A 23,053-nucleotide genomic window follows, 5' to 3' on the forward strand; every position below is an offset into this window, starting at 1 on the left:
AACGTAATTAGAGATTGTTACTGCTATGCAGGCAAAACCCTAATTGATAGATATAAAATACTAAGCTTTCGGATAGGTTTGTCCGAAGGTCCATGTGTTTTGTTTCCATCAATTAGGGTTTTTATTTTTAAATTAGGGGGAATAGAGAATGGAAAATCAAAAACTGGCAAGAAATATTTTACAACTTGTCGGCGGCAAACAAAATGTCAAAAGTGTGATTCATTGTGCAACTAGGATGAGGTTTAAACTAAAAGATGATACAAAGGCCAAGACAGACAACCTGAAGTCCCTTGACGGAGTCATAGAAGTTGTGCAAAGTGGCGGACAATACCAAATCGTTATCGGCAGTCAGGTAAAAGATGTCTACAATGCCTTGATCGAAGAAGGACACTTTGAAGAAGAAGGCAGTGACACAGAAAAAAGTGAAGAAAATCTCTTGAGTCGAATCATTGACATCATTTCTGGTATCTTCCTTCCTTTCGTTGGTATAATGGCAGGTGCAGGGGTATTGAAAGGTTTTCTGGCATTGGCTGTTACCTTAAACTGGCTCAGTCCTGAATCAGGCACTTATCGAATCCTTTTTATTGCAGCAGATGCCTTTTTCCAATATTTGCCGTTTCCAATCGCGGTCACCGCTGGACGAAAATTCAAAGTAGACCCTTTTATTTCTGTAGCAATCGCAGCTTCTCTGCTTCACCCGGACTTAACTGCGGGTGCCCTTAATTTTATTGGAATCGATGTTGTACTGCCTCCAATCGGATACTTTTCTTCCGTACTGCCGATTATTCTAGCGGTAGCCGTCCAAATCCCGGTAGAAAGATTCTTTAAGAAATTCGTACCAAGTTTCTTACAAACGGTCGTCACACCTTTGCTGACCCTGACGGTGATGGTTCCGTTAAGTCTTGTTCTCATTGGTCCTATTGGAACCATTGCTGGTAATTCCCTAGGGAAAGGTTATATGGCAATTACTGAATTAAGTCCACTGATTGCTGGTCTAGTAATCGGAGCTTTATGGCAAGTATTAGTGATTTTCGGAATGCACTGGGGACTTGTGCCGGTAACGATTAATAATTTAGCTACACTTCAATTCGATACATTCACACCGCTTATTTTACCGCCGGTTATTGCTCAAGGGGGAGCGGCATTGGCCGTCATGTTGAAAACAAAGGATAAGAAAAAGAAACAATTGGCAGGCTCCGGTGCTCTGACTGCTCTATTTGGTATCACCGAACCTACCATCTACGGGGTCACATTGCCCCAGAAAAAACCATTTATCGCTGGTTGTATCGGCGGTGCCATAGGCGGCGGGCTGATGGGAGTGATGGGTGTCAAGGCCTTCAGTCAAGTCATGCCGAGTATCTTAGTCCTTCCGGCATTCATCAGTACAGTTGACGGCGTTCAGTCAAGTCTCATGTGGGCTGTCATCAGCGTCCTTGTTGCCTTTGTATCGGCCTTTGTCTTAACATTGATTATGGATATTGGCAGTACTGAAACGGTTAACACAGCTGTTGAAGAACAGGTCACATTAAAAAATGGGGAAAAAGAAATTTTGGTCAGTCCTATGACTGGAAAAGTTACACCTTTATCGGATGTGGAAGATGCAGTTTTTGCTTCCGAAGCAATGGGAAAAGGGCTCGCCATACTGCCAGAAATAGGGGAATTAAAAGCTCCAGCAGCAGGCGTGATCACAACTGTTTTCCCTACAGGACACGCTATCGGAATGACAACAGATTTGGGGGCAGAAATTTTAATGCACATCGGTATTGATACGGTTGAATTAGAAGGACAAGGATTTGAAAAACATGTTGAACAAGGTGATACGGTAGTTAAAGGACAACTGCTGGTAACTTTCGATATTGCTCTTTTGGAAAAACAAGGAAAAGGGCTGACTTCTCCGATAGTGATCACCAACAGTTCAGACTATCTGGATGTGTTGGCATTCAATCAAACGGAACTGGTCGTCGGTGAAGACTGTCTAACCCTCATTAAATGACTTTTTAAACTGACAAGGAGGAATAATAACAATGATTATAAAAAAAATACTGAATAACAATGTTGTTATTTCTACAAACGATCAGAACGAGGAGATTGTGGTCATGGGCAGAGGGATTGCTTTTCAAAAAAGTAAAGGAGATGAAATCAATAATGATTTTGTCGAAAAGGTATTCACACTGGCCTTTGATGACATTGATAAACTTGATTTGTTGGACTTGGTCAGTATTTTCAATCCTGAAGAAATCACTTTGTCAAAAAAGATTATCCAAATGGCCGAGGAAGATCTTGCAGAAACATTTTCTGATCAAATATACATTACCCTGACCGATCACCTCCATTACGCAATGGAACGGCAGCAACAAGGAATCGTACTGACAAACCCGCTTTTATATGACATCAGACGCTTTTATCCTGATGAATTTGAGGTTGCCAAAAAAGCGTTGGTCCTTATCAACGAGGAATTAGGCGTTGATTTCCCGAAAGACGAAGCCGGATTCCTAGCGTTGCATTTCGTCAGCAGCAGTTCTGCACAGGAAAATATCAATCTCACCATGGAAAGCACGGAAATAATCAGAGACATATTAAATGTTATTAGCCGGTTTTTCGGTATATTATTCAATGAAAAAAGCTTGAGCTACACAAGAATGGTCACACACATCCAGTTTTTTGTCAGACGTATCTTAACAGAAGCTTCTTTCGAAGAAGAGGATGAATTTTTATTGGAACTAGTCAAAGCCAAGTATCCTAAAGCTTACCAGTGCAGTCTGCGGATAAGAGATTATTTAAAACAGGCAAGAAAAATTGACGTTCAAGATGCTGAACTGATTTACCTGATTATCCATATCAATCGTGTCATTATGTCCGAAAATGAAAGAAGCTAACATAGAAAAAAAGAGGGTATCCATACAGCGTAACGTTTGGATACCCTCCTATATTATGAAATTTATAATTGCTACTTTACGCTACCTTTATCCTTTAACCTCACTAAAAATTCTACAAACCTTGATTTCAAGGCACAAAAAGAGGCACATGGTGACAACTGCGTAGTGCTGCTTCCTTCCAGACCTGACACGCTTGGCAATCTCACCATTGCCCTTAATCATTCTAACCCATTTTAAATAAAAAAGCTAGTCTTTTTGTATTGACCAGATAGTCAGGCCAATCATCTGCTTTTTTCGTGTTTTAATTTTCACCGTGCCATTGCCGGTTTTTCTCAAAAGCCGCTGCAGCCTCAACGGCTTGAGCAACGATCTCCTCTGGATAACCTAACCGCTCCAACAGAGCGATAGCATTTCGTGTTTTAGAGGGTCCTTGATGCAGGCGATAGTCAAAGGTGATATCTCCTTCTTCTGTAATCACTTCACGAAAATGAATATTGTGACATCTCTCCCCCAAAATTTCCGTCAGCTCAATATCATGGGTCGCCACATAACCCAGACAATCTTGTCGGGTCAGCCATTCTACGATGTGTGAAGAAGAGGCAATCCGTTCGATGGTATTGGTTCCTTTAAGAATTTCATCTACGAACGCATAGCAAAAGTGGCCGTCTTCGATTACACGGATAATACGTCTCACCGATTTTATTTCAGAAATAAAATAGCTCTCTCCTTTAAAGATGTCATCTTTGATTGCCATCGACGTATAAACTTCACCGGGATACATCTGCCATCTCTCAGCACAGGCTATCCCAAAGGTTTGGGATAAAATAGCATTGATGGCCACACTTTTGACATAGGTAGATTTCCCTGATGCATTTGAACCTGTCACCAAATTAAATTGGTCAAGAGAGACATCGTTGGCTATAGGGTCAGTCAACATCGGATGATACACACCTTGCCCTTGAATTTTTTTATCGCTGATAAATTCACTCTCACAATAAAAGGGTAGTAACTTCTGAAAGTTTGCTACCGCAATAGCAGCATCCACAGCTCCCAACAACTCTACTAAGGCCGCTGCTTCTTGGCGGTTTCTTTTGATTTTATCTACCACGATATTATAAGAAATAAACGGCACCATAAACATGGCATTCAAATATTCAAAAAATATTTCTGCATCGCTGTTGCCTTTCACTCGAAAGGAAAACCCCACCTTGCGGGCAACACTAAACAGCTTGGCATACTCTGTCGCTTCTTGTTGAAAAGGAAAGTTGATTTTTTTCATTTTCTCCGGAGTAGACAAAGCATTGACCAGATAACTCATCACGATTAATTCCGTTTCCAGTTTGCCTTTATTATAATAATAAACCCCTAAATTCACACACATGAGTACCAGCACAAGTGTGCCGAAAGCCGGTTTAAAAGTAATCAAAAAAAGAAACAGTGATATCAATGTTGCCCCACCCGCTAGATAAAAAGGCCAGGTATGTTTAATAAATGACAATTCATCGTCATACAAATACTTCCAGACATGATTTTCGTTTTTCTTTCCTACTCTGGCTAGCACGAACTGCATCTTTTCCCGCTCCTCCTGATGGTCATAGAAAAAATCAACCAGCTGGCGGAACTCTTTTTGTTCCTTTTGACGATAGTCATTTTGGCGCAGTTTTGAGTAGAGCCATTCAGCACCTATACTGGAGCGGGTAGCGTTAAGCATCTTAAACAAACGGGAAAGGTCCAAGTCATACCAAGTCGTATCATCAAGCAATGCTGTCTGATTTTTCTTTTGAACATGGAGTCCCCATACTTCATATAAACTATTTTCATCATCAACAGTCAAGGCAGATGGTCTCGGAACTTTCCCCCAATCACGTTTTATTTTTTCTTTCAACCTCTGCTGATCTCGCCAGCTTAGAAATAAGATAAAACCAATCAGTCCTACAGCAAGAATTGCCAACATTATTTTTTCGTCCATCTACTCCGCTCCTTTTTTTCTCAGCTTCTTTGACTGTCTCAGTGTTTTAAAAAAATCCTGCAGCAGCTGGCGGCACTCTTCCTCCAACACACCTTTTTCTACATACGCCCGATGATTCAAGCGCTGGTCCGTCAGCAAATGATACAGGCTCTCCACCGCCCCGCCTTTTGGATCTGTGGCGCCATAATAAACTTCATCGACCCGGGATAAAACTAATGCCCCGCTGCACATGATGCATGGTTCCAATGTGACGAACAGCTGACAGTCTTCTAAACGCCAGCTGCCCACAACGTTGCAAGCCTCCTGAATCGCCAGTATTTCAGCATGAGTGACGGCGTTTTGTGTGGTCTCTCTCAGGTTATGGCCCCGTCCGACAATTTTTTTATTGCGGACCACCACCGCTCCGATTGGTACTTCTCCTTTTTCTTGCGCTAAATCTGCTTCTCGCAAAGCCTCTCTCATGAAAAGTTTTTTCTCTTCATCGGTAAATGAACTTGTCATTTTCATTTTCTAATCCACCGATCCAAACTTATCAAAAGGCCATAAGCGCCAATTCATAATCCTGAAAGACCAGTCCTTTTTGACCAGACCAATCCTTCGGCTGTCAGTTGAGTTCCGGCGGTTGTCTCCCAAAACAAAATAGTGATTTTCCGGAATGACATACAGCTGTCCCGCATCGCCGTAATAAAAATCAGCTGTCAGCTGTTCACCCATTTTCAGTTCCGCTTTCGGCAAGTCCAAATAAGGTTCGTCAACAGGTTGTCCGTTGATGAACAACTGATCGTTTTGATAGTAGATCGTTTCACCGGGTAACCCCACCACCCGTTTGATGTAATCGTCCTTTGCCCCTTCAGTATGAAAAGTCACGATATCGAACCGTTCCACCTCTCCCACATAGGAAGTGGCAACGAAATCTTTATCTTCTAATGCGGGCATCATTGAAGCTCCTGAAACCCTTACCGGACGGAAAAATAAAAACTGGATGGTGATTGTAAGTGTTAAACATCCTATGAAAAATAAGGTGTCTGAAAGTGTCCACCATTTTCTGTGTTCCTGTTTAGAGGTCTCCTGTCTTGCATCCATGTTTTGACACACCCTTTTCCTTTGAAATTTCAATCCCCAGCACTTCCTGCCAGTACGAGAAATCTCGTATCAGCAATTTTTCCAGAATGCTGCTGAGACTATGTAGATAATTTTCGTATATTTTTTATCTGCGGTACCAATCTGTCATTGATATTGCTGTTCATTTATTCCTATAGTTTACTATACTTCAGTTCACAGAACAATTGAACCAAGGTATTTTAGGGCCTTCTTCTGGTGAATTGCTGAAATTTTTTAATCATAATATGTTAAAATGAACGTAATGACTTTTTCATGGTGAAAGGTGAACAAATATGGATATCGCATTTTTAAAAAAGACCTACCCTAATAGTTTTTCTACACCTCATAAGCCCGACCAAACTTATTTTGCTATCAAGACGGCTAATGATTATTTAGCTATCCCCAATGCCGAACTAAGTGAAACGGAAATCAAACTATTGGCTGCGATTAAACGGGAGTACTTTGAACAAGAGACAGAATCTCCCGAAAACAGTTGGCATCATTACTTGTTTTTTGAAGGAACACTGCCTGTCGAAAAAGGAAATTTTAGAAGTATCCAATTTTTCTTGAATTCGGAAAGTAAAGAAGATAACAAAGAGTGGCTTTCAGCTTTTGAAAATATGTTCAATCAGCCTGTATCAAGTTTTTTTGTTTCTTCCTCATTTGGGGTCCTAATAGAAAAAGAGGATAAAAACCACTACTCTTTGGAGGAAATCGAGGGAATCTTAAAAACTCTGGAAAATGATTTCGGTATTAAAGGAAAGGTATTCGTTGGTGTTTTTCTGCCTCTGGATGACTCGTTTAGGAAACTTTTTCAAGAACAGATGACGATATTTCAGTCTGAACAGCATCAAATAAAATATAATCAAGCTGTTCAAATTGCAGAACTCTCCCTGTCCTATTTAACAAAAACAACCTTTCAAAACAGTGATTTGATGACCTATTTTGCTGAAAAAATCGCATTGGAACCCGAGATGTCCAAAATCATCGAAGCACTTTGGCACAATCAGGGAAATATCAGCTCTGCCGCCAAAGAATTGTTTATGCACCGCAACACGTTGCGTTACCGTATCGAAAAATTCCATGAACAAACGTCTCTTTCCTTAAAGTCCATGGATGATCTGGTTTTAGCCTATTTATTTGTCCAACATAAAAAATAATCCGTTTCACGTCAATAAAAAAGGAGTGGTTCAGATGAAGTATCATGACCAGCATTTGCACACATATTTTTCCTTTGATGCAGAGGAAACATTTGAAAATTATTTAAAATATCAGCCGGAGTATTTTGTCAGCACAGAACATTTGGATTTGAAAAATCCTGCGGAACATTTCCAAGACAGTATTCCGGACTATGAATCGTACACAAAAAAAATTGCGGAACTGGAAAACTCTTATCCCACAAAATTTTTAAAAGGAATCGAACTGGGTATCGTACCGGGACAAGAGCAGGAGATAGCGGACTATTTGTCTACAAGACCTTACGACCTGAAACTGTTGAGTATCCACCAAAATGGCGTGTTTGATTACATGGATGAGCTTGTCTTGACTAAAGACAAGGTTGCAGTGACTACTGAGTATTTTGAAGCTATGGAAAGGGTACTGACAAATTTCCATCAGGCCGATATCTTAGCTCATTTTGACTACGGTGTCCGCCGTTTTGATTTCACCGTTCCAGAATTTGCTGAACATTTTGAGAAACAGTTGTCAGCAGTCTTTAAAAAAGTCATTGAACGTGAGATGGTATTGGAGCTAAACGCCAAAAGCTTTGTCAACTATCAAAAAGAAAGTCTCTATGATTATGCGATTGCCCTTTACCAAGACTTGGGCGGCAAATATTTCAGTTTAGGCTCCGATGCCCACCGAGCAGCTGACTATCAGCTTGCTTTCGCGGAAATGTCTGCCAAACTAAAAGAGCATGATGTCAAATCCCTTACTCTGTTTACTGGAGATGAGCGGGTGCAGCTCCCTTTATAAAAGAAAAACTCTCGTGCAAGCAGTCCCTGCCGCACGAGAGTTTTTTATAAAATGGAAAAATTATCCAAAAAACGGACAAACATTTTTTTGACTTCTTCTTTCAGCTCTTCGATGGTCAATCCTTCAATCTGAATATTTTTTTTACGTTCATCTACTTTTTCCAGGACTTTGATTAGGGTTTCAATTTCTTGAGGTGACAAAGAATCGACAATTTTAATGAAATTTGGATTATTATCCAGATTTTCGGCAACAAATTGTTTTAATTCTTTCTTCTTTAGACGTTGTGTCAGTTGTCTATAAACTTTTTTAGATGAAACGACTGCAATCCCCGCACTGACTGCCGCAGCAATCCCAATCCCGATTATCACCTTTGTAGAAGTGGAAGTACAAGGCGATTTCTTCATTCCTCTCAACTCCTCTTTCTTTAAACGACTCATTCTCTGCTGAAAATACCCGTCTGCAAAATATCAACTCAATCCCGACGATTGCCAAAAAGTAACACTAACCGGTAAAACTGAAGTGCTGTTGCCAAAGTGCTGGCAACATAAGTCAACGCCGCCGCTGTCAATACTTTTTTGACCACGGCAAGTTCTTCCTCTGATAATAAACTGTCCGCCCTTAAAATTTGAATCGCCCGGTTGGAGGCATTGAACTCCACTGGCAAAGTAATGATTTGAAACAAAAGAACCAAGCCAAAACATATAATACCGATTTGAATCAAGCGGCTGCCAGATAAAATAATCCCCAGCAGTATCAGCGGAAACGACAAGCTGGCACCGATATTGGCCACTGGTACGATAGCATTTCTCAAGGCCAACGGAAAATACTGTGTGTCATGCTGAACAGCGTGGCCACACTCATGGGCGGCTACACCAATCGCAGCGACAGAGCGGGAAGGTCCTACAGTCTCTGATAAGTTCAATGTTTTTGCTCTGGGATTATAATTATCTGTCAGCGAACCCCTGATTCTCTGAACAGATACATCATGGATATCAGCCCTGTTCAAGATTCGGCGAGCCACATCGTCTCCTGTCAAACCTTTACGATTATTGACGGAGCTGTACTTTTGGAATGTAGCATTGACATAGCCTGATGCTGCCATGGAGAGGACTGCACCAATAATGACTAAAATATAAGTCGGATCGAAATAAAATGGAACCATCTTTTTTCCCCCCTTCTTTTCTTATGATATACCTTAATTATACCGTGTCACAAAAGATATTCACACTATTTGCACCAAGATTTTTTGGAAACTATTTATTTTAAACAAGAACAAAAACAACAGTTCATACGTTTTTTTACCACACTGGTAGAAACGGCCTTACTTCATCCAAATTCTTTTAAAAATTATTACCTTGTTATGAAAGAAATGCTTTCTGATTAAACAGATATTTCAATCAAATGCCTCCTGCAAAAGAATGGATGATTTTCTATCGAAAGGAATGAGACCATATGCGAAAGTTGCTAGATAATTCAACTAGGCGCAGATTGGCGATTTTAGAACAGCTCAATGATAGTTCCAGCTGGATAAGTTCCGGTGATTTAGCTAAAAAGAACAATGCCTCGCTGCGGACAATCAATAGTGATGTCCAATTTTTAAAAGAAAACTGGTATCCGAATATTATTATCGAGACCTCTAAAAAAAATGGCGTCCGCATGAGCACCCCGCCCAGCAGTCATGCTCAAATCATTTATCAGGACATCGTCAAACATTCTGAAGCCTTTACGCTGCTGGAAAAAATATTTTTTGACCCCACAGTCAATCTGGAAGACTGGGAAGAGCGTGTATATATCAGCCAGTCCTCTCTGCACCGACTTGCCGGACAAATCAACCGGGCGATAAAAAAATATGACTTGGCACTTAATAAAAAACCACTGCATATTACTAATACCCGTGAAATCCATGTGCGCTATTTTTTTACAAGTTATTTCAATGAAATATATTTTATCCATTCTTGGCCCTTTGACTTTGACCGTCAAAAAATCATCGCATTGGCCGAGACTATCTTTAATCATCTGTTTGAGCCCTCCAGAGGACACCACGATGATATGCTCTCGATTTATTTAGTCTATCTCATTAGTGTCTCCTTAACCCGATATCAACAAGGTTTTTTCGTCGATCCAAAGGAATGGGATTACATTTCTGAAGAAGACACTGATATTATTTTAGGCGATAACAGTGAGCTGAAAGCAGTCGCAGATGAGTTGGGTTTGGAGATAAATGAGAGGTTAATCAAAGATTTGATGAGCTCAATTTATTTCTTTAAGACAAACTCCATCCCTCCAAAAAAAAGACGACAAGTGAAAGAACAGATTCATCTGTTTACGGAACGATTTCAGAAAACTCTTTTTTTAGAGATGGATGCAGACAGTCGAGAATTAGTGGAAAAAATATTGACTCTTATTTTTATGCACCATCAGGAATACCCTTATAAAGATCCGATTATTTTTGATAAGTTTCGTTTCAATGCCGTAGTCATCGCCAATAGTTATCCCAACTATGCGAAACTGCTTGAATATTCTCTAAAAGTTCTGGAAAAGGAAACGGACTTCCCCTGGTATTCCCTGTATTTTAGCGATATATTGTATTGGATCATGGTAAAGTGGCACAATTTGCCGATTATTTTGGAAAGAAAGCGGACCACGGCGACGGTTCTCGTATTGACAGACCATGGCAGCGACCATAGTGTCATGCTGGCAAGTCTTTTAGAGAAAAATTTCGGACAGAAAGCTCACGTCGTTCCATACACCCAATCTATTTTGACCCTAGATTCCCTTAATGAGGAAACGTTCGCAGACTATGATCTTTTAGTGACCAATTTCATCAGCAGCACCTTGCCGAAACATAAGATGGTTGTGGTCAATACGTTTCCCACGGATCAAGACTGGGGGAAAATCAGGATCGCCATCAATAAACTCAATCAGGGACCGAAAAAAATCGTCACTTATATTGAGAAACTTTTTCTTGATTTGGAAAGGCAAGAGATACTATGAAGGTTTCAATGCTCGTTAACACTATCATCAATAACTTGGCTATCATGACCAGCTCGTTCTTGCTGGGATATTTTTTCACCGTGCGAAGCATGTTAAAAAATACCAGTGATCCTACTTCGCCGATGGAAAGTTATCGTTTAAATAGAAAACAAGAAACTATCATCGGCCTCAGCTATGGCGTGTTTAGTTTCTTGTTGTCACTTAATCGGATTCAGTTGGATTCTTGGCATCGGATTGACGCACGTTATATTTTCATTTACCTTGTTGTTTTTTATGTGTCGTTTTATTCCGGCTGTGTTTCCTCTGTCGTCTTGGTGCTTTCCAAATCATTGCAATACTATTTGACAGGTGTTCCTTTTTTTTCTATCGAATTTATCAACAATGTAATCTTCACATCCATTGTTTTAGTAATTTCTTACTATTTTTCTAGAAAAAAAGACCATATCTGGAAGAAACTTTTTTGCTTTTTGATTTTATTTTTTATTTTGAGAACACTGTTGCTTAGAATTTATTTTCCAGACTTGTTTGAACGCAATATCGGCTGGCAGCTTGTATTTTATTACTCCGTCATGAGTCTGCTCTTGATTACCACTATGTATCTGATTGAGATGTCATTAAAAACCATCATGTCAATCAATGTGTTTCGGATTTCATCAATGAGTGATCCCTTGACGAAATTATTCAATCGGCAGGCGCTGGACAACTATCTCGAATTTTTATCGTTGAGCCGAAAAGCGCCGGATAACACTCCTATCTCCATTACCACCATAGATCTGGACTCATTCAAAAGAATCAACGATCAGTTCGGTCATTCTGCCGGGGATGCGGCTCTTAATCACTTTGCCAAACTATTAAAAAGTGATGTTTTTGGTTCCGCCAATATTTATCGCTTTGGTGGTGACGAATTTATGATTATCCACCACTACTCGCCCAAACAAGTGGAATGGGAATTGAAAAATTTTTTAGCTCTGGTTCAAAATACTCCTTGGCATTATGAAGAGCATACAATGCCAATCAGATTGTCGATAGGAACTATCCATACGCGAATAACCAGAGACTTTAAGCCTTCAGAAGCGGTCAAACAATCTGACACCGCACTTTATCAGGCTAAAAAACAATACGAAAATTCTTTAGTAATCTATCATAACTAAAAAAAACAAGGGGGAATTGCCCCCTTGTTTTATTTTTGGTCTTGAGTATATTTATAAGCTGTCCCAAGAGAGATATTACACTCTTCAGCAATTTGACGTAAAGTATACTTGTTATTATTGTACAAAAACTGGATCCGTTCCACGGTTTCCTGAGAGATCTTTGGCCGTCCGCCAATGCGCCCTTTCCGTCTTGCCACTTCTAATCCGCGGGATGTTCTTTCCCGAATAATAATTTTTTCCATCATAGCAAACCGACGAATGATTCCTGCCAACTCTTTGTCGCTCAAATCAACCATCTCTTCTGACTTTTCTATTACAACTAATTCTGCCCCTCTGTTTTCCAGCTCATGAAGAAGATCTGCCAGTTGAATAATTGATTTGCCAATCGAAACTAAATGCAACACGACTAATCGGTCGTCCGTGCCTAATTTTTCTACCAGAATTTCTAGTCCTTGATGAATTTTTCCTGTTTCTTCCACTTCTTGTTCCAAAACAATTTCATCCACGCCGTACGCTTTCAAGCTGGTTAATTGTGCATCCAAGTATTCCTTATCTGCCAATGAATACGCATAACCATATGTTGTCATAAGTGCACCCCTTTAAAATATTTTTTCGTATATTAAACGATACTTTTTTCATACTACAAGTATATAAAACCTACTTATGAAAATCATTTCAAAGATTGCATGTACATGTGAAAAAAACGAAAAAAGGTAGGATAACTAAACTCTTACTGGAAGTTGACGGACTTGAACCCAAAGATTGATAAAAATCACTTCACAAATCAGCTCAATCTGTTAAGATAAAAAAATTATATCCGAGAAAAATTAGTTGAATTACTTACTTTTTTTCTGTATTATAAATCTATCAAAAGATAAGTGAGGTTTTTTTATGTCTAACATTTTAGTAGTAAAAGCTCACCCTTTAACAGGGAAAGAGTCAAAATCTGTGGCAGTAGCAGATGAATTTTTAAAGCAATATCGCCAACAAAATCCCGGGGACAATATCGAAATCCTCGATTTGTTTGCTTCATATATTCCTGAAATCGATAAAGATCTGCTCAGCGCTATGTACGCATTAGGGGGCGGTTCTTCTTTTGAAAGCCTATCTGCGGAACAACAAAAAGCAATGGGCAGATATGATGAATTAATGGCTCAATTTTTAGCAGCCGATAAAGTCATCATCATCAATGCTCTTTGGAATTTAGGTGTCCCTGGTCGATTAAAATCATGGATCGATTCCATTACTGTTGCAGGAAAAACATTTAAATACACCGAAAACGGGCCTGTCGGATTGTTGGATAATAAAAAAGTGCTTCATATCCAGTCAGGCGGCGGACATTATGACGGCAGCGATTTTTCTGCCCAATACGTCAAAGCGATGTTTAATTTCGTCGGTATTACCGATCACCAGCGCCTTGCCATCGAAGGAATTGACTACGCTCCAGATAAAAAAGAAGAAATCATGGCTTCTGCATTCGAGCAAGCCGGAATACTAGCGGCAACTTTTTAACAATTAAAATCATCTCATGGCATCAGCAGACACAGCTGATTTCATGAGGTGATTTTTTAAATTCCTATCATTCCAGCCATTTTCCCACGAATAATGTTCGGTTATTCGCTTAATTCTCTTTATTTTATTAAAAAATGTTTATTATTTTCTGTTTTTGGTATAAGATACTACTAACGTCAAAGGAGGATAAATCATGAAAGCAATTTTAACAGTGGTAGGACAAGACAAAGTGGGAATCGTGGCAGAGGTCAGCAATAAATTAGCGACACTGTCCATCAATATTTTAGATATTTCCCAAACTATTATGGGAAAAAACTTCACGATGATGATGATGCTCGAGCTGGAATCAGCAGATGCCGACTTCGTCACAATAAAAAATCAGATGACCGAGCTGGGCAATCAACTGGGATTAACTATCCATGTCCAACGTGAAGACATTTTTAACACCATGCATAAATTATAAATCAGGAGGCTCTTGAACATTGGAAACTGCACAAATTTTGGAAACAATCCGCATGATCGAAGAAGAAAAACTGGATATCCGAACGATCACGATGGGAATTTCTCTCCTTGACTGCATCGACAGCGACGGTGAGAAAGCCAGAAAAAAAATCTACGATAAAATTACCCGACTGGCAAAAGATCTCGTAAAAGTCGGCGAAGACATTGAAACGGAATACGGTATCCCGATTATCAACAAACGAATTTCTGTCACACCGATTGCACTGGTGGCAGCCGCAACAAAGGATAAAGATTATGTCGCCTTTGCCAAAACACTGGATCAAGCGGCTAAAGACGTAGGTGTCAACTTTATCGGCGGTTTCTCTGCCTTGGTGCAAAAAGGTTATCAGTATGGGGATGAAATTTTAATCAATTCTATCCCGCAAGCTCTCGCAGAAACAGAGCGGGTCTGCGCATCGGTCAATATCGGCTCGACACGCACCGGTATCAACATGGATGCGGTCCGTCATATGGGATACGTTGTTACTGAAACTGCAAAAAAATCTGATTTGGGATGTGCCAAACTAGTGGTCTTTGCTAACGCAGTAGAAGACAATCCTTTTATGGCTGGCGCCTTCCATGGTGTGGGTGAAGCAGACTGCATCATCAATGTGGGGGTCAGCGGCCCCGGCGTTGTGAAACGGGCACTTGAAAAAGTAAAAGGCGAGCCATTTGATGTGGTCGCTGAAACAATCAAGAAAACTGCGTTTAAAATCACACGTATGGGACAACTGGTTGGTCAGGTGGCCTCTGAAAGACTGAACGTTCATTTCGGTATTGTAGATTTATCTTTGGCGCCGACACCGGCAGTAGGCGATTCGATGGCACATATTCTTGAAGAAATGGGATTGGAATCAGTGGGGACTCACGGAACAACAGCAGCCCTTGCTTTGCTGAACGACGCAGTCAAAAAAGGCGGCGTGATGGCTTGCGGACATGTGGGCGGACTGTCAGGAGCCTTCATCCCCGTCTCTGAGGACAAAGGTATGATTGATGCGGTAGAAAAAGGAGCCTTAAACTTAGAAAAGCTTGAAGCCATGACCGCTATTTGCTCGGTGGGCTTGGATATGATTGCAATACCAGGAGACACGCCGTCAGAAACAGTTGCCGCAATCATCGCTGATGAAGCAGCAATTGGTGTGGTCAATAATAAAACCACTGCCGTCCGCATTATCCCGGCACAGGGAAAACAGGTCGGTGAGATGGTTTCATTCGGCGGTCTGTTAGGCTATGCACCAGTGATGCCGGTCAACAAGTATGCTTCTACTGATTTTATTTTACGAGGCGGACGAATCCCGGCACCTATCCATTCATTTAAAAATTAATTCACACAAAACCCCCAGCCGAATCATCAGCTGGGGGTTTAACTGTCTCTAGTATGCAATTAAATCATTTTAATCTTAATGGCTCTACTCGACGACTATTGTTCAGTATCTATCGTCTCTTGTGTTTCCTCATCGTATAAGCCTGAATGTTCTTTATACCACTCAAAAATATGAGTCACGATAACTTTGATTGTCGCATATCCGGGCACTCCGAGAATCACTCCCACGACACCAAATAAATTTCCGGCGGTAAGCAGTACAAAAATAATTGTCACTGGATGAACTTTCAGCTGACTGCCAAGAACTAGCGGCGAAACAAACCGTCCTTCAATAAACTGTTCCAAAGAAAAAACTATCAATACTTTGACTAACATGAACGGACTGGTGACGATACCCAACATCACAGCCGGGATCATGGCTAAAAAAGACCCTAGATAAGGAATCAAATTTAAAAATCCTGCCAAAACCCCTAAAGTAACACCGAATTCCAGATTAATAGCTTTGAAGCCGATCATAAACATAATAGCCACAATTAAAGCAACGGTTAATTGCCCTCTGATGTACTGTGATACTTGCGTGTTGATGTCTGCTAAAACTTCCATTATCGGCTTTCTCACCTTGACAGGTAAAAATTTTTCGATATATGGCCCTAAAGATCTCCCGTCCTTCAACAGATAGAATAAAATAATCGGTCCCGTTGCTACTGTCAAGAAAATCGTGGTGACTGCACCGATTACACTTCCGATTCCGCGAAAAGCATTTTTTGAGAACCCTTCAAACATGGAACCAATAGAATCCATAAAGTTGCTGCTGACCTGTTCGATTTGTGCCGCATACTCTTCCAAAAAGCGATGATTCAACAATTCATCCCATTTCCCTTGAATCGTCTGCCAGTAACCCGGCCAGTTTGCCAAAAAGCTGGCTGTTTGCCGCTGAATTTCAGGAACCAGTATAACGATACCCCAGACGATCAAGGCGATGATTGCAATAAAAATCACCGAAATGCTCCACACTCTGGAGATGTCTCTCTCTTCTAACTTATCCACCAGCGGATTGAGCAGGTAAAATAAAATGCCGGCAAAAATTACTGGCGAACCAATAATCCCGACAAATTGAAGAACTGGAGTAAATAAATGGGAGACCTTGGTGAAAAGTAAAATAATCAATAAAATCAACAGGACGACCAGCAGTCCTGTAACTACCTGATTGTTGAGAAATAATTTCCAAAACCAGGAGTGCTTTGTCCTTTTATCTTTCTCTTCCATCCTATCACTACCCTTCAGATTGAAATGTGATAATCGTTCCTATATTTATTTCAGGAACCTCTGAAGGCAAAAGGTAGATCGAATTAGGCAGGTGATGCTCATTGGTCGGCAAATGGAAAACAATTGTCACATGGCCCAGATCTTTCAGCGAACTATTTGCCATCTCGCAGACTTCCTCCACTTGATACTCTTGTTCCCCGAATAATATTTTATCCCCTTTTTTAATATTAAAGGGCTGATTTTTATCCAACTCTTCGTGAATCACCGCTACTTTTCTAATTTCCTCTGTAGCTGTCTGATTAAACAAAATCAACATCGGCTCATTAGCCGTCACTGCATGTTTCCCGATTTCAGTAATTTTTATTTGTTTCATCCATCCAACCTCTTTCTAAATTTCTCTATCCGTATTGTACCATATCCGCGCATTAAAAAATGAAAAGTTGCATAATCCAGCCACAAGATTTATAACTTTCAACTCCGAAAAACACTATGCTATAATAAGAAAAAGAAAGGATGGATCCCATGGAAGAAAAAATTCTATTAGGAACATACACCAAACGAGAAAGTAAGGGAATTTATCAAGCCACTTTAGATACAGAAAAAAAAGCCTTAACAGAAGTGGCTTTTGTCTTGGCAGAAGGTTCCCCGACTTATTTGGGCACGAGCAGCGATGATTTCCTCTACACTGTGAGCAAAGAGGACACAACTGGCGGTATGGCTGCTTACAAGAAAACGGCAGACGGCTCTTACGAACTGATCAACAAAGTGATGGACGAAGGGGCTCCCCCTTGCTATGTAGGTATTGATAACCAAAGACAGCTCGTCTACGGAGCAAATTATCACAAAGGTACTTTGCAAGTTTACAAAAAAAATCAAGATGGCAGTCTTGCCTTGGTCGACAACGTCCAGCATCTCGGGCATGGTCCCCACGAAAACCAGAAAAGTGCACACGCCCATTACGCCGACTTGACACCAGATGGCCGATTGGTCGCCTGTGATTTAGGAACTGACGGTATTTATGTGTACGATGTCAGTGATGAAGGAAAACTAACGGAAGTTTCTGTTTTTCAAACAGCAGCGGGTACCGGCCCTCGTCATATTGTTTTCCATCCTTCCGGCAACACGGCCTATATCATAGGAGAATTAAACAATACTGTCATCTCCGTTTCCTATGACCGCAGCACCGGTGCATTCACTTATCTGCAAACTGTATCAATCCTACCGGAAGATTTTACGGCATTCAGCGGTGCGGGGGCAATACGTATTTCCCGCGACGGAAAATTTGTTTACGCCTCAAACAGAGGGCACAATTCTATTGCGGTGATTGCCTTAGATGATACTGGACAAACGATGACTGTGGTGCAAATCATCTCATCTGAAGGAGATTTCCCACGGGATTTTGCATTGAACAGCACCGATGAGCTGGTAGTCGTGGCACATCAGGAATCAGACAATCTCACGCTATTCGAAAGAAACCACGCGACAGGGGAACTGACCCTTCTGCAAAAGGATGTTTTCGCTCCTGAAGCGGTATGTACATATTTCTTATAAACTACACTCTTAAAGAAAGAGACTGTCAAATACAATCATCAAATCAAAAATCGCATGACCTCGACCCACTGTCGAATGTCATGCGATTTTATTTATTTAAAACTTTCAGTCAGCAACACTTCTATGTCACTAAATGTTTATGCTTTATTTGTAGAACCAAACCATTCAATACGTTGTTTCACTAAGTCAACAACAGCTTGTGTGCCAGGTGCTAGTAATTTACGAGGGTCAAATCCTTTGCCTTCTAAATCTTTGCCTTCTTCGATGTATTTACGAGTAGCAGCAGCAAACACTTCTTGACACTCAGTGTTTACGTTGATTTTAGAAACGCCTAAGGAAATCGCTTTTTGAACTTGGTCCAACGGGATACCTGAACCGCCATGCAGTACAAGAGGGATACCGTCTGTAATATCAGCAATTTTCTCCAATGTTTCAAAACTTAAGCCAGCCCAATTTTCAGGGTAGGCACCATGGATATTGCCGATACCAGCTGCCAGAAAATCAATCCCAGTGTCAGCCATTTGTTTACATTCGTTTGGATCAGCTAATTCGCCTGAACCAATCACGCCATCTTCTTCCCCGCCGATGCTTCCAACTTCACATTCCACGGAAACACCTTTAGCATGTGCTTTAGCAACAACGTCTTTAGCCTGTTCGATATTTTGGTCGAACGGTAAATGTGATCCATCATACATCACTGATGTATAACCTAATTCAATACATTTTAGAGCATCTTCGTATTCCCCATGGTCCAAATGCAGTGCTACTGGAACAGTGATTCCCATTGATTCAATTAAATCTTGCACTAAGTGTACACACACTTGGTAGCCGCCCATATATTTCGCTGCACCCATCGACGTTTGAATCATGACAGGAGCGTTTGCTTCTTGAGCTCCTTGCAAAATAGCTTTGGTCCACTCTAAGTTGTTTGTGTTAAAAGCCCCTACTGCGTATTTTCCCTCACGTGCTTTTTTCAACATCTCTGCTGCTGATACTAATGCCATTACTAAATTCCTCCTAAATGGAAATGATTTGGTCAAGTACTTTAGACTTAACTGACACTACTATTTTATCAGAAAAGTCCATTTAATACTACTCTTATTAAAATTAACTCAGTATTTTCAGATAATAAATGAAAAAAATTACAAAAGCTGCTTTTGAATATTCATCCCATCAAAAAAGAGCTTGTCTCCCCTAACAAGCTCTTAAAAGGTTTAGCATCAGTACAGATTAGTATAATCCGATACCTTGCTCTCCTGTATCAATATAGATATTTTTCATCTGAGAGTACGCGTCAATCATCGATTTGTATGTCTCCCGTCCGATACCTGATTTTTTCACGCCGCCAAATGGAGCGCCTGCCGGGATTTGATTATAAGTATTGACCCAGATGCGTCCTGTTTCCATCTCACGGCTGACTTTCAACGCTTTGTTTATATCATTGGTCCAAACCCCTCCGCCTAGACCGAATTCGGAATCATTGGCTAAAGCGATGACCTCATCAATGTCTTTAAATTTGATGACCACCGCCACCGGACCGAATATTTCTTCACGGCTGACACACATATCATTATTGGTTTGTGTCAATAAAGTCGGCTCCATGAAGCAGCCTTGAGCCAAGTCTTCACCGCCAGCTTTTTTCCCTCCGGTCAGAACGGATGCCCCTTCTTTTTTACCGATCTCCACATATTCAAGGATTTTATCAAGCTGCCCTTGATTGATTTGACTGCCCATTTGAGTCTCTTTTTCCCAAGGCAACCCTACTTTGATTTTCTCAAAAGCTTCTTTCAAATCCCCAACAAATTTATCATAAATGCCTTCCTGTACGAAAATTCTTGAACCCGCACAACACACTTGTCCCTGATTAAATAAAATCCCCATCTGTGCCCCTTCAAGTGCTTTTTCATAAGGCATATCATCAAAGAAAATATTTGCAGACTTTCCGCCTAGTTCCAGTGTTGCCGGAATCAGACGTTCTGCTGCAGCTTTAGCGACTGTGTAGCCGACTTCAGTAGAACCAGTGAAAGCCAGTTTTTGAATATTCTCATGGGCCAAAATATAACTTCCTGTTGTGCGTCCGCGACCGGTCACCACATTCAGCACACCCTTCGGCAGTATATCTTTCAGCAAACGAGCTAACTCAAGCACACTTAGTGAGGTAGTAGATGAAGGGTTGAGGATGATCGTATTCCCTGTCGCCAAAGCTGGAGCAATTTTCCATGCGGCCATTAGAAACGGAAAATTCCATGGAATGATTTGCCCAACTACTCCGATTGGTTCTCTCAAAACAATACTTAACGTGTTCTCATCAAAAGTCTGTGCAGATCCTTCTTCGCTGCGGATGACGCCTGCAAAATATCTGAAATGATCGGCTGCAAGCGGGATATCCACTGCCATCGTTTCTCTGATTGGTTTCCCGTTGTCCAGAGTTTCCACCATTGCCAGATGTTCAAGATTTTCGTCAATAATATCAGCAATTTTCAGCAATAAAGTGGAACGTTCCAAAATACTGCTTTTCTTCCAAGTTTTGAAAGCCTCTTGTGCCACTTTCACCGCATTATCGACATCTTCCTCAGTAGCATCTGTGAATTCAGCTAATTTTTCCCCGTTAGCCGGATTCACAGCTTCAATGAATGCAGCCTGACTATCTTCTAAAAATCCCCCATTAACAAATAATCCATACTGTTTCTTTAATTTAGTCTTCATAAATTAAACATCCCTTTCTTATCTGTTACAACCAACTATAAAAGCGTTTACAAATAAAGTCAAGGGAAATCTGATTTTTTTTTTGTGAAGAATATTTTTTTTTAGCAAACGAAGTCTTTACTTGAGTTTGGGAAGAACCATTCTTTTTATTTTTAAAAACTTTACAAACACGAAAAACCGACCAGGATTCCCTGATCGGTCATTCAAATCTATTCTTGTTCTGCTTCTGCCCATTTCTTCCTTTTAGCCACACGTTCTCGCTCGCCTTTGTCCAGCAATTGCTTACGGAGACGGATACTCTCAGGTGTCACTTCACAATACTCGTCATCATTTAAGAATTGCAATGACTCTTCTAAGGTCAAAATTTTCGGTTTCTTGATGACCGCCGTCTGATCCTTAGTTGCAGAACGGACATTAGTCATTTGTTTTGCTTTTGTAATATTGACGGTCAAATCGTTCTCACGACTATTTTCGCCAACAATCATCCCAGCATAAACTTCTGTGCCGGGTTCGACAAAAACAGTTCCCCGTTCTTCTACACTCATGATACTATAGGTGGTCGCTTTGCCGTTATCAACAGAAACTAACGCACCGTTGCGCCGTCCACCTAGAGCTGTCTGTATCTTAGGCAGGTACTGATCAAATGTGTGATTGATAATACCATACCCGCGAGTCATCGACATAAATTCAGTTGTGTAGCCAATCAATCCTCTTGCTGGAACAAGGAAAATCAAGCGGACTTGACCGTTCCCGGAATTGATCATATCGAGCATCTCACCTTTACGTTGTCCTAAAGATTCAATGATGCTCCCCATATATTCTTCCGGAGTATCAATTTGTACTCTTTCAAACGGTTCGCACTTGACCCCTTCCACTTCTTTTTCGATAACTTTAGGACGGGAGACTTGCAGTTCATAGCCTTCACGACGCATGTTTTCGATTAAGATGGACAGATGCAACTCCCCACGGCCTGACACAATCCAAGCATCAGGAGAGTCAGTATTTTCAACTCGCAGAGAGACGTCTGTCTGCAACTGGCTCATCAAACGTTCTTCAATTTTTCTCGAAGTAACAAATTTACCTTCCCGACCGGCGAATGGAGAATTATTCACCAAGAATGTCATTTGCAGTGTAGGTTCATCAATAAAAAGAGTTGGCAAACCTTCCTGATGATCGACAGGGGTAATGGTTTCTCCCACAAAAATGTCTTCCATACCGGAAACAGCAATCAAATCTCCTGCTTTGGCTTCTTTGATTTCCACTTTTTCCAAACCTAAGAAACCAAATATTTTAGTCACGCGGAAGTTTTTAGCAGTACCGTCAAGCTTCAACAAGGATACCTGATCTCCTACTCTGATTGTGCCGCGAAAAACTCGACCGATACCGATTCGCCCCACGTATTCATTGTAGTCCAACAAAGATACTTGAAACTGCAACGGTTCATCACTATTATCAACCGGTGCCGGAATATGGGCAATAATCTGATCATAAATCGGATCCATTGTCTCTTTTTGATCGGCAGGATCGTCTGACAAACTAGAAGTCCCGTTAACAGCAGAGGTATAAATCACCGGAAATTCCAACTGATCATCATCGGCCCCCAGCTCAATAAACAACTCCAGCACTTCGTCTACTACTTCTGCTGGACGTGCAGAAGGTTTGTCTATTTTATTAACAACCACGATTGGTGTCAATCTTTGTTCTAATGCTTTTTTCAGCACAAACCGGGTTTGAGGCATAGTGCCTTCATAAGCATCGACCACAAGAAGCACCCCGTCGACCATTTTCATAATACGTTCAACTTCTCCGCCAAAATCCGAGTGCCCAGGCGTGTCCATAATATTGATTCTAGTATCATGATAGCGAATCGCCGTATTTTTTGCTAAAATCGTAATGCCCCGCTCTCGTTCGATAGCATCTGAATCCATGACCCGATCTTGTATTTCTATACGTTCATCCAGCGTGTGGGACTGGCGTAACAGTTCATTTACCAACGATGTTTTTCCGTGGTCAACGTGGGCAATGATTGCCACATTTCTAATATCATTTCTTGTCTTCACTTTATTTCTCCTAACTAACCTCATAAACTATCTACAAAAATTAACCGACTAACCATTATAACAATAAA

Annotated in this window: 21 protein-coding genes and 1 other RNA gene; 10 read left to right on the plus strand and 12 right to left on the minus strand. The window is 40.8% G+C overall.

What is annotated here, in order from left to right; translation table 11 throughout:
* The first annotated feature begins 148 nt into the window (after positions 1 to 148).
* Positions 149 to 1,993, plus strand: a complete 1,845-nt coding sequence (locus AC4PHI_RS11650; protein ID WP_492200002.1) for a beta-glucoside-specific PTS transporter subunit IIABC — start codon at positions 149 to 151, stop codon at positions 1,991 to 1,993.
* Between the two features lie 31 nt (positions 1,994 to 2,024).
* Entirely contained in the window at positions 2,025 to 2,876 is an 852-nt protein-coding gene (gene licT / locus AC4PHI_RS11655; protein ID WP_492200003.1) for a BglG family transcription antiterminator LicT, read from the plus strand.
* A 128-nt stretch (positions 2,877 to 3,004) separates the two neighbouring features.
* On the opposite strand, the gene ffs is transcribed toward licT, so the two are convergent.
* The 4 genes from ffs to lepB all read right to left on the minus strand — a co-directional run bounded on the left by ffs (position 3,005) and on the right by lepB (position 5,928).
* An RNA gene (gene ffs / locus AC4PHI_RS11660) (signal recognition particle sRNA small type) lies at positions 3,005 to 3,101 on the minus strand.
* 76 nt (positions 3,102 to 3,177) lie between these two features.
* On the minus strand, positions 3,178 to 4,845 hold the full coding sequence (locus tag AC4PHI_RS11665; RefSeq protein WP_492200004.1) for a MutS-related protein: 1,668 nt from the start codon (positions 4,843 to 4,845) through the stop codon (positions 3,178 to 3,180).
* Positions 4,846 to 5,352, minus strand: coding sequence for a tRNA adenosine(34) deaminase TadA (gene tadA / locus AC4PHI_RS11670; protein WP_492200005.1), 507 nt, complete (start codon positions 5,350 to 5,352; stop codon positions 4,846 to 4,848).
* A gap of 3 nt (positions 5,353 to 5,355) precedes the next feature.
* Complete coding sequence (gene lepB / locus AC4PHI_RS11675) at positions 5,356 to 5,928, minus strand: signal peptidase I (RefSeq protein ID WP_492200006.1); 573 nt, start codon at positions 5,926 to 5,928, stop codon at positions 5,356 to 5,358.
* Positions 5,929 to 6,239: 311 nt separating this feature from the next.
* Here lepB and AC4PHI_RS11680 point away from each other — a divergent pair, with 311 nt between their 5' ends.
* Both AC4PHI_RS11680 and AC4PHI_RS11685 read left to right on the plus strand, forming a co-directional pair.
* Positions 6,240 to 7,106: a helix-turn-helix domain-containing protein gene (locus tag AC4PHI_RS11680; RefSeq protein WP_492200007.1), complete on the plus strand. Its 867-nt coding sequence runs from the start codon at positions 6,240 to 6,242 to the stop codon at positions 7,104 to 7,106.
* A 34-nt stretch (positions 7,107 to 7,140) separates the two neighbouring features.
* Entirely contained in the window at positions 7,141 to 7,920 is a 780-nt protein-coding gene (locus AC4PHI_RS11685; RefSeq protein WP_492200008.1) for a PHP domain-containing protein, read from the plus strand.
* 44 nt (positions 7,921 to 7,964) lie between these two features.
* Here the strand turns inward: AC4PHI_RS11685 and AC4PHI_RS11690 are convergent, their stop codons facing one another.
* Both AC4PHI_RS11690 and AC4PHI_RS11695 read right to left on the minus strand, forming a co-directional pair.
* The gene (locus tag AC4PHI_RS11690) at positions 7,965 to 8,324 is read right to left on the minus strand and encodes a hypothetical protein (RefSeq protein WP_492200009.1); all 360 of its coding nucleotides are present in this window, start codon (positions 8,322 to 8,324) and stop codon (positions 7,965 to 7,967) included.
* 68 nt (positions 8,325 to 8,392) lie between these two features.
* Positions 8,393 to 9,082, minus strand: a complete 690-nt coding sequence (locus AC4PHI_RS11695; protein ID WP_492200010.1) for a zinc metallopeptidase — start codon at positions 9,080 to 9,082, stop codon at positions 8,393 to 8,395.
* Positions 9,083 to 9,372: 290 nt separating this feature from the next.
* On the opposite strand from AC4PHI_RS11695, the gene AC4PHI_RS11700 reads away from it, so the two are divergent.
* Positions 9,373 to 10,914, plus strand: coding sequence for an AcpB/EbpR/MafR family transcriptional regulator (locus AC4PHI_RS11700; protein WP_492200011.1), 1,542 nt, complete (start codon positions 9,373 to 9,375; stop codon positions 10,912 to 10,914).
* Between the two features lie 8 nt (positions 10,915 to 10,922).
* Entirely contained in the window at positions 10,923 to 12,065 is a 1,143-nt protein-coding gene (locus AC4PHI_RS11705) for a GGDEF domain-containing protein (protein WP_492200012.1), read from the plus strand.
* Positions 12,066 to 12,094: 29 nt separating this feature from the next.
* On the opposite strand, the gene AC4PHI_RS11710 is transcribed toward AC4PHI_RS11705, so the two are convergent.
* The gene (locus tag AC4PHI_RS11710) at positions 12,095 to 12,652 is read right to left on the minus strand and encodes a recombinase family protein (protein ID WP_492200013.1); all 558 of its coding nucleotides are present in this window, start codon (positions 12,650 to 12,652) and stop codon (positions 12,095 to 12,097) included.
* A 304-nt stretch (positions 12,653 to 12,956) separates the two neighbouring features.
* Between AC4PHI_RS11710 and AC4PHI_RS11715 the strand changes: the two genes are divergently transcribed.
* The 3 genes from AC4PHI_RS11715 to AC4PHI_RS11725 all read left to right on the plus strand — a co-directional run bounded on the left by AC4PHI_RS11715 (position 12,957) and on the right by AC4PHI_RS11725 (position 15,403).
* Positions 12,957 to 13,577, plus strand: a complete 621-nt coding sequence (locus AC4PHI_RS11715) for an FMN-dependent NADH-azoreductase (RefSeq protein ID WP_492200014.1) — start codon at positions 12,957 to 12,959, stop codon at positions 13,575 to 13,577.
* A 193-nt stretch (positions 13,578 to 13,770) separates the two neighbouring features.
* Positions 13,771 to 14,040: an ACT domain-containing protein gene (locus tag AC4PHI_RS11720; RefSeq protein ID WP_492200015.1), complete on the plus strand. Its 270-nt coding sequence runs from the start codon at positions 13,771 to 13,773 to the stop codon at positions 14,038 to 14,040.
* Between the two features lie 19 nt (positions 14,041 to 14,059).
* Positions 14,060 to 15,403, plus strand: a complete 1,344-nt coding sequence (locus AC4PHI_RS11725) for a PFL family protein (protein WP_492200016.1) — start codon at positions 14,060 to 14,062, stop codon at positions 15,401 to 15,403.
* A gap of 95 nt (positions 15,404 to 15,498) precedes the next feature.
* Here the strand turns inward: AC4PHI_RS11725 and AC4PHI_RS11730 are convergent, their stop codons facing one another.
* A complete protein-coding gene (locus tag AC4PHI_RS11730; RefSeq protein WP_492200017.1) occupies positions 15,499 to 16,668 on the minus strand; it encodes an AI-2E family transporter in 1,170 nt (389 codons plus the stop codon).
* A 7-nt stretch (positions 16,669 to 16,675) separates the two neighbouring features.
* Positions 16,676 to 17,041 carry a PTS glucitol/sorbitol transporter subunit IIA gene (locus tag AC4PHI_RS11735; RefSeq protein WP_492200018.1) on the minus strand — a complete coding sequence of 122 codons (366 nt, stop codon included), beginning with the start codon at positions 17,039 to 17,041 and terminating at the stop codon, positions 16,676 to 16,678.
* A 149-nt stretch (positions 17,042 to 17,190) separates the two neighbouring features.
* Here AC4PHI_RS11735 and AC4PHI_RS11740 point away from each other — a divergent pair, with 149 nt between their 5' ends.
* On the plus strand, positions 17,191 to 18,219 hold the full coding sequence (locus AC4PHI_RS11740) for a lactonase family protein (protein ID WP_492200019.1): 1,029 nt from the start codon (positions 17,191 to 17,193) through the stop codon (positions 18,217 to 18,219).
* 137 nt (positions 18,220 to 18,356) lie between these two features.
* Here AC4PHI_RS11740 and AC4PHI_RS11745 read toward each other — a convergent pair whose 3' ends face one another.
* The 3 genes from AC4PHI_RS11745 to typA all read right to left on the minus strand — a co-directional run bounded on the left by AC4PHI_RS11745 (position 18,357) and on the right by typA (position 22,985).
* Positions 18,357 to 19,223, minus strand: coding sequence for a class II fructose-bisphosphate aldolase (locus AC4PHI_RS11745; protein ID WP_492200020.1), 867 nt, complete (start codon positions 19,221 to 19,223; stop codon positions 18,357 to 18,359).
* Between the two features lie 226 nt (positions 19,224 to 19,449).
* On the minus strand, positions 19,450 to 20,925 hold the full coding sequence (locus tag AC4PHI_RS11750) for an aldehyde dehydrogenase family protein (protein WP_492200021.1): 1,476 nt from the start codon (positions 20,923 to 20,925) through the stop codon (positions 19,450 to 19,452).
* A 209-nt stretch (positions 20,926 to 21,134) separates the two neighbouring features.
* Positions 21,135 to 22,985 carry a translational GTPase TypA gene (typA, locus tag AC4PHI_RS11755; RefSeq protein ID WP_492200022.1) on the minus strand — a complete coding sequence of 617 codons (1,851 nt, stop codon included), beginning with the start codon at positions 22,983 to 22,985 and terminating at the stop codon, positions 21,135 to 21,137.
* Positions 22,986 to 23,053: the final 68 nt, after the last annotated feature.

The organism is Vagococcus sp. QWL-13, from assembly GCF_058683555.1.